Below are 14,475 nucleotides of genomic sequence, written 5' to 3'. Positions count from 1 at the left end.
TTCTTACTGGTTAATTCTACGTCTGACGGCATTGTTTCCTCACTCCAGTGCTCACGTACTTCCGTACACTCCGCCCTTCGCTCGTCACGGCTTTGTCTGCCGTACAATTACTTGCGTAATTAACCTTTATTCGTTAATTTAGAAAGCTGTTTTGAGTACCACTTCTTAAGTGTTCATATTCAAGCTAAGTCTTAGCAAAACCCATCTGGGTTGTATGGTTAAGCCTCTCGAGTCATTAGTATCAGTTAGCTCAACGCCTCACAACGCTTACACACCTGACCTATCAACGTCCTAGTCTCGAACGGCTCTTTAGTGGACTTAAAGTCCAAGGGATGACTCATCTTGGGGCTCGCTTCCCGCTTAGATGCTTTCAGCGGTTATCGATTCCGAACATAGCTACCGGGCAATGCCATTGGCATGACAACCCGAACACCAGCGGTTCGTTCACTCCGGTCCTCTCGTACTAGGAGCAACTCCCCTCAATCATCCAACGCCCACGGCAGATAGGGACCGAACTGTCTCACGACGTTCTGAACCCAGCTCGCGTACCACTTTAAATGGCGAACAGCCATACCCTTGGGACCGACTTCAGCCCCAGGATGTGATGAGCCGACATCGAGGTGCCAAACACCGCCGTCGATATGAACTCTTGGGCGGTATCAGCCTGTTATCCCCGGAGTACCTTTTATCCGTTGAGCGATGGCCCTTCCATTCAGAACCACCGGATCACTATGACCTACTTTCGTACCTGCTCGACGTGTCTGTCTCGCAGTTAAGCTGGCTTATGCCATTGCACTAACCGTACGATGTCCGACCGTACTTAGCCAACCTTCGTGCTCCTCCGTTACTCTTTGGGAGGAGACCGCCCCAGTCAAACTACCCACCAGGCACTGTCCTTACCCCAGTCTCCCACCTATCCTACACATGTAGGGTCAATGTTCAGTGCCAAGCTATAGTAAAGGTTCACGGGGTCTTTCCGTCTAGCCGCGGGTATACGGCATCTTCACCGCAATTTCAACTTCACTGAGTCTCGGCTGGAGACAGCGTGGCCATCATTACGCCATTCGTGCAGGTCGGAACTTACCCGACAAGGAATTTCGCTACCTTAGGACCGTTATAGTTACGGCCGCCGTTTACCGGGGCTTCGATCATGAGCTTCTCTTGCGATAACCCAATCAATTAACCTTCCGGCACCGGGCAGGCGTCACACCGTATACTTCCTCTTGCGAGTTTGCACAGTGCTGTGTTTTTGATAAACAGTTGCAGCCACCTGGTATCTGCGACTCCCGTCAGCTTAGAGAGCAAGTCTCATCACCAACAGGAGCGTACCTTCTCCCGAAGTTACGGTACCATTTTGCCTAGTTCCTTCAGCCGAGTTCTCTCAAGCGCCTTGGTATTCTCTACCCGACCACCTGTGTCGGTTTGGGGTACGATTCCCGCTAACCTGAAGCTTAGAAGATTTTCCTGGAAGCATGGCATCAACTACTTCATCCCCTTGGGGACTCGTCATCAGCTCTCAGTGTATAGTGACCCGGATTTGCCTAAGTCACCCACCTACCACCTTAAACGCGGACTACCAACGCCGCGCTAGCCTAGCCTTCTCCGTCTCTCCATCGCAGTTAGCGGAAGTACAGAAATATTAATCTGTTTCCCATCGATTACGCCTTTCGGCCTCACCTTAGGGGTCGACTCACCCTGCCCCGATTAACGTTGGACAGGAACCCTTGGTCTTTCGGCGAGGGGGTTTTTCACCCCCTTTATCGTTACTCATGTCAGCATTCGCACTTCTGATACCTCCAGTGTGGGTTACCCCTTCACCTTCAACGGCTTACAGAACGCTCCTCTACCGCGCATCTCTAATGAAATGCACCCGTAGCTTCGGTGGTATGTTTAGCCCCGTTACATCTTCCGCGCAGGCCGACTCGACTAGTGAGCTATTACGCTTTCTTTAAATGATGGCTGCTTCTAAGCCAACATCCTAGCTGTCTAAGCCTTCCCACATCGTTTCCCACTTAACATACACTTTGGGACCTTAGCTGACGGTCTGGGTTGTTTCCCTTTTGACGACGGACGTTAGCACCCGCCGTCTGTCTCCCGAGTAGTACTCATTGGTATTCGGAGTTTGCAAAGGGTTGGTAAGTCGGGATGACCCCCTAGCCTTAACAGTGCTCTACCCCCAATGGTATTCGCTCGAGGCGCTACCTAAATAGCTTTCGAGGAGAACCAGATATCTCCCGGTTTGATTGGCCTTTCACCCCCAGCCACAAGTCATCCGCTAATTTTTCAACATTAGTCGGTTCGGTCCTCCAGTTGATGTTACTCAACCTTCAACCTGCCCATGGCTAGATCACCGGGTTTCGGGTCTACGCCTTGCAACTAAACGCGCAGTTAACACTCGGTTTCCCTACGGCTCCGCTATTCGCTTAACCTCGCTACAAAACGTAAGTCGCTGACCCATTATACAAAAGGTACGCAGTCACGGTCTCAAGAACCGCTCCCACTGCTTGTACGTATACGGTTTCAGGTTCTATTTCACTCCCCTCACAGGGGTTCTTTTCGCCTTTCCCTCACGGTACTGGTTCACTATCGGTCAGTCAGGAGTATTTAGCCTTGGAGGATGGTCCCCCCATATTCAAACAGGATATCACGTGTCCCGCCTTACTCGTTTTCATCAAAGGTTAGTTTTCGTGTACGGGGCTATCACCCTGTGCCGCTGGACTTTCCAGACCATTCCACTAACACCCCTCTGACTTAAGGGCTAATCCCCGTTCGCTCGCCGCTACTAGGGGAATCTCGGTTGATTTCTTTTCCTAAGGGTACTTAGATGTTTCAGTTCCCCTCGTTTGCCTCATTAAGCTATGTATTCACTTAATGATGACCGCTTATGCGGCCGGGTTCCCCCATTCGGACATCGTTAGCTCAAATGCTTGTTACTAGCTCGCCAACGCTTTTCGCAAGTTACTACGTCCTTCATCGCCTCTGACTGCCAAGGCATCCACCGTATACGCTTAGTCGCTTAACCATACAACCCAAATGAGTTTCACATCACTTGCGCTGTTGCGACCAGCTGGTTTTACTTGTCTCATCTTCGACCAAGAAGATGGACTCGCCTTAGACTTGAATATTCAAGACACTTAAAAAGTGTTTTAAGAACTCAATTTTTTTCGTATTAACACAACGACAGACATCATTGTATTAATTACTATCAGCTTTCCAAATTGTTAAAGAGCGGGCTTAAAAAAGCCAAAGATAATTTTTCAGTTTATCTTTGGCATCTCTAACCATAATGCAGTAAATGGTGGAGCTATGCGGGATCGAACCGCAGACCTCCTGCGTGCAAGGCAGGCGCTCTCCCAGCTGAGCTATAGCCCCATTTACATGCAGTGCGAGTAAATAAGATGTTCCAAACCTCTTAAAGGATTGGTTTGCCAATCGTTTCTTATCAAGGCGGACAGTGGCGATGTTTAGTTCACTAAACGAGTCACTTTCCAACGCTGAGAAGGAAGGATTGGTGGGTCAGAGTGGACTTGAACCACCGACCTCACCCTTATCAGGGGTGCGCTCTAACCAGCTGAGCTACAGACCCATCTTTTACTCTATCTTCTATCAAGCAAATCTGTGTGAACACTCAACAAACATCGAGTTAGTCGTATAGGTAAGGAGGTGATCCAGCCCCAGGTTCCCCTAGGGCTACCTTGTTACGACTTCACCCCAGTCATGAACCACAAAGTGGTGAGCGCCCCCCCGAAGGTTAAGCTACCCACTTCTTTTGCAGCCCACTCCCATGGTGTGACGGGCGGTGTGTACAAGGCCCGGGAACGTATTCACCGTGGCATTCTGATCCACGATTACTAGCGATTCCGACTTCATGGAGTCGAGTTGCAGACTCCAATCCGGACTACGACGAGCTTTGTGAGATTAGCTCCACCTCGCGGCTTTGCAACCCTCTGTACTCGCCATTGTAGCACGTGTGTAGCCCTACTCGTAAGGGCCATGATGACTTGACGTCGTCCCCACCTTCCTCCGGTTTATCACCGGCAGTCTCCCTAGAGTTCCCACCATTACGTGCTGGCAAATAAGGATAGGGGTTGCGCTCGTTGCGGGACTTAACCCAACATTTCACAACACGAGCTGACGACAGCCATGCAGCACCTGTCTCACAGTTCCCGAAGGCACACCTGTATCTCTACTGGCTTCTGTGGATGTCAAGAGTAGGTAAGGTTCTTCGCGTTGCATCGAATTAAACCACATGCTCCACCGCTTGTGCGGGCCCCCGTCAATTCATTTGAGTTTTAACCTTGCGGCCGTACTCCCCAGGCGGTCTACTTAATGCGTTAGCTTGAGAGCCCAGTGTTCAAGACACCAAACTCCGAGTAGACATCGTTTACGGCGTGGACTACCAGGGTATCTAATCCTGTTTGCTCCCCACGCTTTCGTGCATGAGCGTCAGTCTTTGTCCAGGGGGCCGCCTTCGCCACCGGTATTCCTCCAGATCTCTACGCATTTCACCGCTACACCTGGAATTCTACCCCCCTCTACAAGACTCTAGTTTGTCAGTTCGAAATGCGATTCCTAGGTTGAGCCCAGGGCTTTCACATCTCGCTTAACAAACCGCCTGCGCACGCTTTACGCCCAGTAATTCCGATTAACGCTCGGACCCTCCGTATTACCGCGGCTGCTGGCACGGAGTTAGCCGGTCCTTCTTCTGTAGGTAACGTCACAGATACCCTTTCCTCCCTACTGAAAGTGCTTTACAACCCGAAGGCCTTCTTCACACACGCGGCATGGCTGCATCAGGGTTTCCCCCATTGTGCAATATTCCCCACTGCTGCCTCCCGTAGGAGTCTGGGCCGTGTCTCAGTCCCAGTGTGGCTGATCATCCTCTCAGAACAGCTAGGGATCGTCGCCTTGGTGAGCCATTACCTCACCAACTAGCTAATCCCACCTAGGTTCATCCAATCGCGGAAGGCCCGAAGGTCCCCTCCTTTCCCCCGTAGGGCGTATGCGGTATTAGCAGTCGTTTCCAACTGTTATCCCCCTCGACTGGGCAGATCCCTAGGCATTACTCACCCGTCCGCCGCTCGCCACCTCAGGAGTAAACTCCCTTGTGCTGCCGCTCGACTTGCATGTGTTAGGCCTGCCGCCAGCGTTCAATCTGAGCCATGATCAAACTCTTCAATTAAAGTTTTGTTGCTTCCGTCTTGCGACTTCAGCGGCTCAATGAATTCTACTGTTTTGATTCGCTTTGCTCACTAAAAAGCATCGCGTTTCAATTCATACATTACTGTATGTACATATTGCTATGAACACTCATTCATTGATTTAAATTTTGATTACTCGCCAAACGGCAGAGTAATTTCGATTAACTCAACACCTGTGAGTGTCCACACAGATTTGCTTGATAAATTGTTAAAGAGCATTGACCTTCGCATTATCACAAGTGATTTCAGCGGGTCAGGGCTGCGTATTCTACGCATTCCCATTTTTGCGTCAAGTAGTTTTTAAAACTTTCTTTTCGCTCATCAAGGAGTGAATCACTCGATGAACTGGCACTTGCAACTGCGTATCGCTGTCTGCCGTGTCAGTGGATGCGCATTATAGGCAGCGAAACTTTTTGTGCAAGGGCTTTTTTGTATTTTTTCGATCTTTTTTCAATAGTTTCAGTTAGTCACAAAGTACCCACTAATTATCCCCTAAGTTATCCACAAAACGATCTTTTGCTGATTCATTTTTGAACTAAGGATTACTTACCTGATAAGAATGCTGCAGATTTTGATTGGCTCTATCTGGATACTGAAAAATTCAATGATCTGTATCTGGCTTTAATAGGAATGAAAAAGGCGACTATCACAGTCGCCTTTTAGAATGAGTTCACGTATTGAATTAGCTTAGCTTACCGTGACACTGCTTATATTTACGGCCAGAGCCACAAGGACAAGGATCGTTACGGCCCACTTTATCGCCATCGCGGATCATTGGTGTGTGCGCCATGATCTCGTCGTTACCATCATCCCCACCAACTAATGTTTCTGCAGCAGCGTGCTGGTAGTCGCGTTGGATCTTGGCATCTTCTTCGCGACGACGGGCTTCCATCTCTTCCACATCCGATTGAGCTTGAACTTGAACTTTAGATAACACGCTAATCACGTCATGCTTCAGCGTATTAAGCAATTGTTGGAACAGTTCAAAAGACTCACGCTTATACTCTTGCTTTGGATTCTTCTGTGCGTAGCCACGTAAGTGGATACCTTGGCGTAAATGATCCATTGCCGCTAAGTGCTCTTTCCACAAGCCATCGAGGGTTTGGAGCATCACTGCTTTTTCGAATTGGCGTAATACTGAGGCTCCGACCATCTCTTCCTTCGCTTTATAAGCATCTGACCAAGAAGTGATAATACGGTCGCGCAGGCTTTCTTCGTGTAAGTCGTCTTCTTTATCGAGCCATTCTTGAATTGGCAGTTTCAGCATAAACTCTTGATGTAGACGCTGCTCTAATCCAGGAACATCCCATAACTCTTCCACTGATTGTGGCGGAATGTATTGATCGATCACGGCGCTGATCACATCGTCTTGGATGTTTTGAATTGTGTCCGCAATACTTTCAGCATCCATCAACTCGTTGCGCTGGGCGTACACCACTTGGCGCTGATCGTTAGCGACGTCATCAAATTCAAGTAATTGCTTACGAATGTCAAAGTTACGTGCTTCAACTTTACGCTGAGCGTTTTCAATCGCACGGGAAACCCATGGATGTTCGATCGCTTCGCCTTCTTCCATCCCCAGTTTCTTCATCATGCCGGAGACACGATCCGAGGCGAAGATGCGCATTAAGCTATCTTCCATAGAAAGGTAGAAACGTGAAGAACCTGCATCACCTTGACGACCCGCACGACCACGTAGCTGGTTATCGATACGACGAGATTCATGGCGCTCTGTACCTAAAATATGTAAACCACCGGCAGCAACCACCGTATCATGACGTACTTGCCAATCGGCCTTGATCTTAGCCTTTTGCTCTGGTGTTGGATTTTCGAGGGCATCGATTTCCATGTTCCAGTTGCCGCCTAACACGATGTCGGTACCACGACCCGCCATGTTAGTAGCAATCGTCACAGCGCCAGTACGACCCGCTTGGGCAACAATTTCGGCTTCTTTTTCATGGAACTTAGCGTTAAGTACTTGGTGCGGGATCTTTTCCTTTACCATTAAGCGCGCTAACAGTTCAGATTGCTCGATAGAAACCGTACCCACCAGCACAGGCTGGCCACGTTCACGGCAGTCTTTAATGTCTTTAATAATCGCTTGATACTTTTCATTAGCGGTTAAGTAAACTAAATCCGCCATATCCTTACGGACCATTGGACGGTTGGTTGGCACGACGACAGTATCTAGCCCATAGATGTGTTGGAACTCAAATGCTTCTGTGTCGGCCGTACCCGTCATACCAGCTAACTTCTCATATAAACGGAAGTAATTTTGGAAGGTAATCGATGCCAGGGTTTGGTTTTCGTTTTGGATACGAACACCTTCTTTGGCTTCAACGGCTTGGTGTAAACCTTCAGACCAGCGACGACCAGGCATTGTACGACCAGTGTGTTCATCAACGATGATCACTTCGCCATCTTGAACGATATAGTCCACATCACGTTCAAATAGGGTATGAGCGCGCAGTGCTGCGTTTACATGGTGCAGTAGCGAAATATTAGCAGCTGAGTAAAGTGAGTCGCCTTCGGCCAACATACCTCGTTCAATCAGCAGGTTTTCAACCTTCTCTTGGCCGCGTTCGGTGAAGTGCACTTGTTTGGCTTTTTCATCGATGCTGTAGTCCCCCTCACCGACATACTCTTCAGAGTCTTCCTTATCTTGACGGATAAGATTGGGGATCAGTGTGTTGATTTTGATGTAAAGCTCAGAGCTGTCTTCCGCAGCACCAGAGATAATCAATGGTGTGCGCGCTTCGTCGATAAGGATTGAGTCGACCTCGTCGATCAGTGCATAGTGCAATGGACGTTGAACACGCTCTTGTGGCGAAAACGCCATGTTATCGCGTAGGTAGTCGAAACCAAATTCGTTGTTGGTACCGTAGGTAATATCTGCGTTATAGGCGTCTTTTTTCGCCTGCTGGCTAAGGCCTGCAACGTTGATCCCAACTGTTAAGCCTAAGAATTCGAACAATGGACGGTTGTTTTCCGCGTCACGGCGCGCCAAGTAATCGTTGACGGTAATAACGTGAACACCTTTGCCAGTTAAGCCATTTAAATAGGCAGGCAGAGTTGCGGTTAAAGTTTTACCTTCACCGGTTCGCATTTCAGCGATGCGGTTACTATCAAGCACCATACCACCAAGCAACTGCACGTCGAAATGACGCATTTCGAACACACGCTTTGACGCTTCACGCACCGTCGCAAACGCTTCCGCCATGATGCTGTCTAATGAAGCACCTGCCGCCAAACGCTCACGAAATTCAGCGGTTTTCGCTTTGAGTTGTTCATCGGTTAATTTTTCATAATCGGCTTCAAGCGCATTAATCTTATTAACTACTTTCTGTAACCCTTTGAGGGTACGGTCGTTGCGACTACCAAATACTTTTGTCAGTAATTTACCAAACATCTGAATCACTTATTTTCTGTAGGCCAAGTCCATGATGGAAACTAGAAGCCAATTGTTTCAATTAACCTGCTTTGCGGTAGACAAACTTTTGTGGATCTATCTGCTGTCCGCCACGCAACACTTCATAATGCACATGAGCCCCTGTTGAGCGCCCAGTGCTTCCCATACTGGCGATGGTATCGCCTTTTGCGACCACATCACCTACAGCTACTGACAAAGCTTTATTATGGCCATAGCGAGTACGTAAACCGTTACCATGGTCGATTTCGACCAATTCGCCATAACCAAACATATTCCCAGCCCAAGTCACCACGCCTGCTGCAGTCGCGACAACTTTAGCCCCTTCCCGACCGGTAAAATCGATCCCTTTGTGCATGGTTCGACGACCGTTGAAAGGGTCATTACGTAATCCGTAGGGCGACGATAACCAACCTTTATCGAGTGGGAGCCCTGATACATAACGTTCAGCATCTATATGGTGGTTAGATGACACTGTTTCAAGTAGTGATAGTTGAACATTATTGTTGTCAATTCGTGACGCCAGTTTATCCATATCTTCGATAAGCTGACTAATTTCGATATTCGAACCTAATTCACTTAAACCACCAACCCCAACTTCAGATGAGAAATCAAAGTCTTCATCTAATTTGTTTTGTTTAGCGACTTGTTGACCTAAGGCCTCGAGACGGGTGATTTTAGCTTGCATGCGTGCAACATGGGTCGCCAGCATCGCTAGCTGGGACTCTGTGGCACTTTTTAGCTCTAAGACTTGCTTCTTTTGTTGCTCGCGTTGGATCCGATCGTTATCGACACTGGCTTGCTGATTTTCAAACTTAGCAGAGTTGTGTTGATAAATACCGGCACCAGTAGCTAACAATAGCATGGGAAGGATCAACCAGCGTTTACTGGGTTGCCAGCGCGTGACGCCATTCCGACCTTGAATAAATACTGTTACACTCATAGCCTAATTCAGCCATCTTATTATCATATGAAAAAGCCCCCTCAGGATCTCAGCCAATTACTACACCAGTCAGGCACATTACCCGACATAGCTGAGAAAGCGGAACTACTTTTATATCTGGATCAGCACGTGAAGCAGATTGTCGCAGGTCCTGTTGCGGAGCAGCTGAAAGTCGCTAACTTCCGCCAGGGTGTTCTTGTGGTTGAAACCACTTCGGCAGCGTGGGCCGCACGAATTAATTTCCAAAAGCAGAAGCTACTCGCACAGCTTCAAACAGAAACGCTCCCAATCCTTACCGCAATTGAAGTTAAAGTCAACCCGAGATTAGCATTGTATGACGCAAAGCCGAAACAGTCGCATAAGCAACTCAGTCCTGCTGCTGCGGAACACATTGCTGCGCTTGCAGAAAATGTGAGCGGGACACTAGGCGAAAAACTAAAACGGCTGGCCAATTTGGCCAGCCGTAATAAGTAAACAGCAAACGCGATTAAGCGAAAACCACACCACCAGGAACAGTAAAACTGACAGGGACATCGGCTTCTTTCTCAAAGCTAACTAACTCCCACGCATCCTGCTGCGCCAATAAGGCACGCACTAACTGGTTATTCAGAGCATGACCCGTTTTATAGGCAGTAAACTCACCAAGAATGGCGTGTCCTGCCACATAGAGATCACCAAACGCATCTAAAATTTTGTGCTTAACGAACTCATCCTCATAACGCAGGCCGTCGGGGTTGAGGACGCGATATTCATCAAGTACAACCGCGTTTTCCATGCTGCCGCCTAAAGCTAGGTTGTTCGCACGCAGATACTCAATATCACGCATAAAACCAAAGGTACGGGCACGACTAATATCTTTAACAAAAGCTGAAGTCGAGAAGTCCATCACCACATGCTGTTGACTGCGAGCAATTTCGGGGTGAGCAAAGTCAATTTTAAAGTTGACTCTAAAACCTTTGAAAGGCTTGAGCTCGGCCCATTTATCACCGTCTTCAACACGCACAGGGCGTTTAATCTTTAAGTACTTCTTAGGCGCAGCCTGCTCTTTAATACCCGCTGACTGAAGTAAGAAGACAAATGGGCTCGCACTGCCATCCATAATAGGGATTTCAGGGGCGTCCACTTCGATTACGGCGTTATCTATGCCTAAACCCGCTAAGGCTGCAAACAAATGCTCAATAGTCGAAATACGAATACCTTCGTCATTGACAAGTGCCGTGCACATCGTGGTTTCGCGAACTTGTTCCGCCTTTGCAGGAATTGCAACGGCAGGACTCATATCGGTACGCACGAGTACGATCCCTGTATTAACTGGTGCGGGCATAATGCTCAAAGTGACTTTATTGCCAGAGTGCAAACCGACTCCGGTAGCTTTCACCATTTTTTGAACAGTTCTTTGAAATATCATTCAGTTACCCGTTTAGATTTCAATAATTAAGCCTAATATTTGCACACGCAGCGACGGCAAAACGACCACATAAGTAGTGCATGGTAACATAAGTTGACCATGTCATACAAATGTCGTCATTGGGTGGTATTGCCAATAAAGCAACACATCACCCGATACGCTGGACTCAAATACCTGTTTTAATCAGCTTGCTTACGCAAAAACGCTGGGATATCTAAGTAATCCAATTCATGCTTCGTTGAAGGCGCTGGCGCTGGAGCCGGTGCTGGCGATGCAGGTAATACGTTACCCTTTGGCGCCGCATAGCTCACGTGGGTTGCTTCTTCGACATAAGCTTCAACTTTTGGTTCCACAACAACAGGCTCTGGACGAGGCGCAGGCTTAGAAACCAATTGAATATCTGGACGCTTTTCAGCACCGATACCCGTTGCAACTACAGTTACACGCAGTTCGTCGCTCATTTCTGGGTCGATAACCGCACCCACAACCACGGTCGCATTGTCAGATGCATAAGCTTTAACATGATTACCGACGGTTTCAAACTCTTCGATGCTCATGTCCATACCCGCAGTAATGTTAACTAACACACCACGTGCACCGGCCAAGTCAATGTCTTCTAAGAGCGGGCTGGCGACAGCCGCTTCAGCAGCTTCTTCTGCACGGTCTTCACCACGCGCAACACCCGTACCCATCATGGCATTGCCCATTTCGGACATAACGGTTTTCACGTCTGCAAAGTCGACGTTAATCAGACCTGGACGAGTAATAAGCTCTGCAATACCTTGTACGGCACCGAGTAACACGTTATTCGCTGCAGCAAATGCATCGAGTAATGACGTGCCACGGCCCAATACTTTTAATAGTTTTTCGTTCGGGATTGTGATTAACGAATCCACGTGCTTGGCGAGCTCAGCGATACCTTGCTCGGCATAAGCCATACGCTTCTTACCTTCGAAAGGGAAAGGCTTAGTCACGACGGCAACCGTTAAGATGCCTTCTTCGCGGGCAATTTGTGCCACAACAGGCGCAGCACCAGTACCCGTACCACCGCCCATACCGGCCGCGATAAAGATCATGTCTGAACCTTTGATCGCTGCGCGAATGTTCTCGCGATCTTCTTCTGCCGCAGCACGACCCACTTCTGGGTTAGCGCCCGCGCCGAGACCTTTAGTCACATCGCGACCTAATTGAATCGTTGAGCCAGCGCCCGATTTACGTAGCGCCTGTGCGTCTGTATTGGTAACGACAAACTCAACACCTTCAATGTTGTGTTTGACCATATGTTCAACAGCGTTACCGCCGCCGCCGCCAACGCCGATGACTTTAATCACCGCGTCGTCTGAGTGAGTGTCCATGATCTCAAACATTGTCTGATCTCCGTGTTGCCTGCGTTATTAAAATTCACCCTTAAACCAGCTTTGGACCCGATTCCAAGCACTGGTAACCCCTTGACGCTCAGGACGCTCAAATTGACGCTCAAGCACCCGTCTTGCACCATAATGGAGCAATCCTACCCCGGTGGAGTAAATTGACTGATCCACGTATTCGTATAAGCCTTTTACTGGCAATGGTGAAGCGACGCGAACCGGCATACCAAAGGTTGCCTCCGCGATGTCTACCACGCCTTGAATCGACGCCGTACCGCCTGTTAGCACGATACCTGCGGCGATTTGATCTTCTAAACCACTGTCTTTTAGCTCCTTGAGCACTAACTCAAACAGCTCTTGATATCTCGGCTCAACCACTTCGGCCAAGGTATGGCGCGACATACTGCGCGATGGGCGGCCACCGACCGAGGGCACTTCGATACTATCTTCACGGCTCACCATGGAGCTGCGCGCGCAGGCGAACTGCACTTTAATTTGTTCAGCGTGTGACGATGGCGTGCGGAAAATTTTCGCAATATCGTTGGTCACTTGGTTGCCCGCAACTGGCACGACCGCGCAGTGACGCAGTGCGCCATTGGTGTAAACTGCAATATCTGTGGTGCCACCACCAATATCGACGATACACACACCTAAGTCTTTTTCATCGAAAGTTAATACCGCATCCGCCGACGCAATGCCGGAGAATACTAAGTCATCGACCTTCAAGCCACAGCGCTCAACACTCTTAGTAATGTTCTTCGCCATATCATTGGCACAGGTCACTATGTGTACCTTAGCTTCCATCCGCATGCCTGACATGCCGATAGGGCTGCGAATGCCATCTTGTACGTCGATAGCATATTCCTGCGGTAGCACGTGTAGAATCCGGCGCTCCGTTGGGATTTTCACCGAACGCGCTGTGTGAATTACGTTGTCGACGTCTTCCTGTGTCACTTCTTCATCGTTAATCGACACCATGCCATTTTCGTTTTGGCAGGCAATATGTTTACCGGAAATACTCAGGTAAACCGATGATACTTGGCAATCTGCCATTAATTCCGCTTGATCGAGCGCACGTTGTACGCTGCGCACGATGGAGTCTAAATCGTTAACGCCACCTTTATCCATGCCCCTTGAGGGGTGGTTACCAAGGCCGACTATGCTGATTTCGCCATCGGGCAGAACTTCGCCTATGATCACTGCGACTTTAGAGGTTCCTATGTCCAATCCGACGATCAGATTTCTATCTTGGTTTTTCGTCATTAATTATCGGCTCTCTTGTTTGTGCATCGCCCCAGCCTACGGCCAACCCTGTGTCGTAGCGCAAATCCACTCTGGCAATGGGTTTATCTTGTTTCGCCAGCAATGGGTAAACTGTGATAAACCTTTGTATCCTTGCCATTTTATCCTCTCGCCCTAGGTCTAAAACAATACCGTTACCTAAGGTCGCATGCCACGCATGACGTGGCGTTAAACTCAAACTTGCTAAGGTAAAGCCATTAATCTTCAATAGCGAGTTAACCTGCGCATAGGCAGTTAACACTTCAGTCCCCATATCATCTGGCCCTGATAAATGCGGCAGATGTTCCAGCTCAGGGTGCGATGGCGCTTCAAACACTTCACCATGCACATTAAGCCAAGCGGTACCATTCCAATGGGCGGCCGGTTGCTGCTCTTGCAAATACACCCTGAGTTTCGCTGGCCATTCTCGCCTGACTGACGCGCGATACACCCAAGGTAAAGCTTCTAATGCCTGTTGCACTAAGGTGATATCTGCGCTGAAAAAACTCCGTTGCATTAAATCCTGTAGTGCAATTTGTATATCTTTATCAGTGGTGTAAGTCCGTTCACCTTTAATAGCGACAGCTTCAATGGGCAAGGTGCTGGCATCATTTAAAAATTTATGCAGCAGGTAACCGCCGAACACAAAACTACCAATGACTAACGATAAAAAACCAATCCCACTCCACAGGTACCAATTAACCTGTGACTTCCTCGCCCGCCAGTGTCGCCTCTTATCACTCCAAGACACGTTTGTTCCCACCTTTCAACGACACTACTAAAACCACAGAAAATCGGCCATTATATAGCGCTAAAGCCTCGGGTCAAATTTCCTTTAAACTCGAGGT

The 14,475-nt window shown here is 48.6% G+C and carries 7 protein-coding genes, 2 tRNA genes and 2 rRNA genes; 1 reads left to right on the top strand and 10 read right to left on the bottom strand.

Annotated features, from left to right (window positions below; translation table 11 throughout):
* Positions 1-214 precede the first annotated feature (214 nt).
* From H9J30_RS20695 to H9J30_RS20670, 6 genes are all read right to left on the bottom strand, one after another.
* Positions 215-3,022 (bottom strand): 23S ribosomal RNA (locus H9J30_RS20695).
* Between the two features lie 274 nt (positions 3,023-3,296).
* Positions 3,297-3,372, bottom strand: a tRNA-Ala gene (locus H9J30_RS20690).
* Between the two features lie 137 nt (positions 3,373-3,509).
* Positions 3,510-3,586, bottom strand: a tRNA-Ile gene (locus H9J30_RS20685).
* A gap of 70 nt (positions 3,587-3,656) precedes the next feature.
* Positions 3,657-5,182, bottom strand: a 16S ribosomal RNA gene (locus H9J30_RS20680).
* Together the 16S and 23S rRNA genes with 2 tRNA genes alongside form the textbook arrangement of a ribosomal RNA operon.
* A 701-nt stretch (positions 5,183-5,883) precedes the next feature.
* Positions 5,884-8,610: a preprotein translocase subunit SecA gene (gene secA / locus H9J30_RS20675; protein ID WP_240132708.1), complete on the bottom strand. Its 2,727-nt coding sequence runs from the start codon at positions 8,608-8,610 to the stop codon at positions 5,884-5,886.
* Between the two features lie 61 nt (positions 8,611-8,671).
* Positions 8,672-9,571: a M23 family metallopeptidase gene (locus tag H9J30_RS20670; protein ID WP_240132707.1), complete on the bottom strand. Its 900-nt coding sequence runs from the start codon at positions 9,569-9,571 to the stop codon at positions 8,672-8,674.
* A 27-nt stretch (positions 9,572-9,598) separates the two neighbouring features.
* Here H9J30_RS20670 and H9J30_RS20665 point away from each other — a divergent pair, with 27 nt between their 5' ends.
* Positions 9,599-10,045 (top strand): DUF721 domain-containing protein, encoded by a 447-nt coding sequence (locus tag H9J30_RS20665; protein WP_240132706.1) that lies wholly within the window; start codon positions 9,599-9,601, stop codon positions 10,043-10,045.
* 13 nt (positions 10,046-10,058) lie between these two features.
* Here the strand turns inward: H9J30_RS20665 and lpxC are convergent, their stop codons facing one another.
* The 4 genes from lpxC to H9J30_RS20645 all read right to left on the bottom strand — a co-directional run bounded on the left by lpxC (position 10,059) and on the right by H9J30_RS20645 (position 14,378).
* On the bottom strand, positions 10,059-10,979 hold the full coding sequence (gene lpxC / locus H9J30_RS20660) for a UDP-3-O-acyl-N-acetylglucosamine deacetylase (protein WP_240132705.1): 921 nt from the start codon (positions 10,977-10,979) through the stop codon (positions 10,059-10,061).
* Between the two features lie 179 nt (positions 10,980-11,158).
* On the bottom strand, positions 11,159-12,346 hold the full coding sequence (gene ftsZ, locus H9J30_RS20655) for a cell division protein FtsZ (protein WP_011624294.1): 1,188 nt from the start codon (positions 12,344-12,346) through the stop codon (positions 11,159-11,161).
* Between the two features lie 27 nt (positions 12,347-12,373).
* Positions 12,374-13,609: a cell division protein FtsA gene (ftsA, locus tag H9J30_RS20650; protein ID WP_011073897.1), complete on the bottom strand. Its 1,236-nt coding sequence runs from the start codon at positions 13,607-13,609 to the stop codon at positions 12,374-12,376.
* A complete protein-coding gene (locus H9J30_RS20645; protein WP_240132704.1) occupies positions 13,590-14,378 on the bottom strand; it encodes a cell division protein FtsQ/DivIB in 789 nt (262 codons plus the stop codon). The genes ftsA and H9J30_RS20645 overlap by 20 nt, the downstream gene beginning before the upstream one ends.
* Positions 14,379-14,475 lie beyond the last annotated feature (97 nt).

The sequence above is a fragment of the Shewanella cutis genome (genome assembly GCF_022410515.1).
GTDB lineage: Bacteria > Pseudomonadota > Gammaproteobacteria > Enterobacterales > Shewanellaceae > Shewanella > Shewanella cutis.
The sequence above is the reverse complement of the archived record's forward strand: the minus strand, read 5'-3'. Positions and strand labels throughout refer to the sequence as shown.

What these genes read in the sequence shown, in the direction of transcription:
- secA (WP_240132708.1), bottom strand. Translation starts at nt 8,610, where the DNA reads ATGTTTGGTAAATTACTGACAAAAGTATTTGGTAGTCGCAACGACCGT.
- H9J30_RS20670 (WP_240132707.1), bottom strand. Translation starts at nt 9,571, where the DNA reads ATGAGTGTAACAGTATTTATTCAAGGTCGGAATGGCGTCACGCGCTGG.
- H9J30_RS20665 (WP_240132706.1), top strand. Translation starts at nt 9,599, where the DNA reads ATGAAAAAGCCCCCTCAGGATCTCAGCCAATTACTACACCAGTCAGGC.
- lpxC (WP_240132705.1), bottom strand. Translation starts at nt 10,979, where the DNA reads ATGATATTTCAAAGAACTGTTCAAAAAATGGTGAAAGCTACCGGAGTC.
- ftsZ (WP_011624294.1), bottom strand. Translation starts at nt 12,346, where the DNA reads ATGTTTGAGATCATGGACACTCACTCAGACGACGCGGTGATTAAAGTC.
- ftsA (WP_011073897.1), bottom strand. Translation starts at nt 13,609, where the DNA reads ATGACGAAAAACCAAGATAGAAATCTGATCGTCGGATTGGACATAGGA.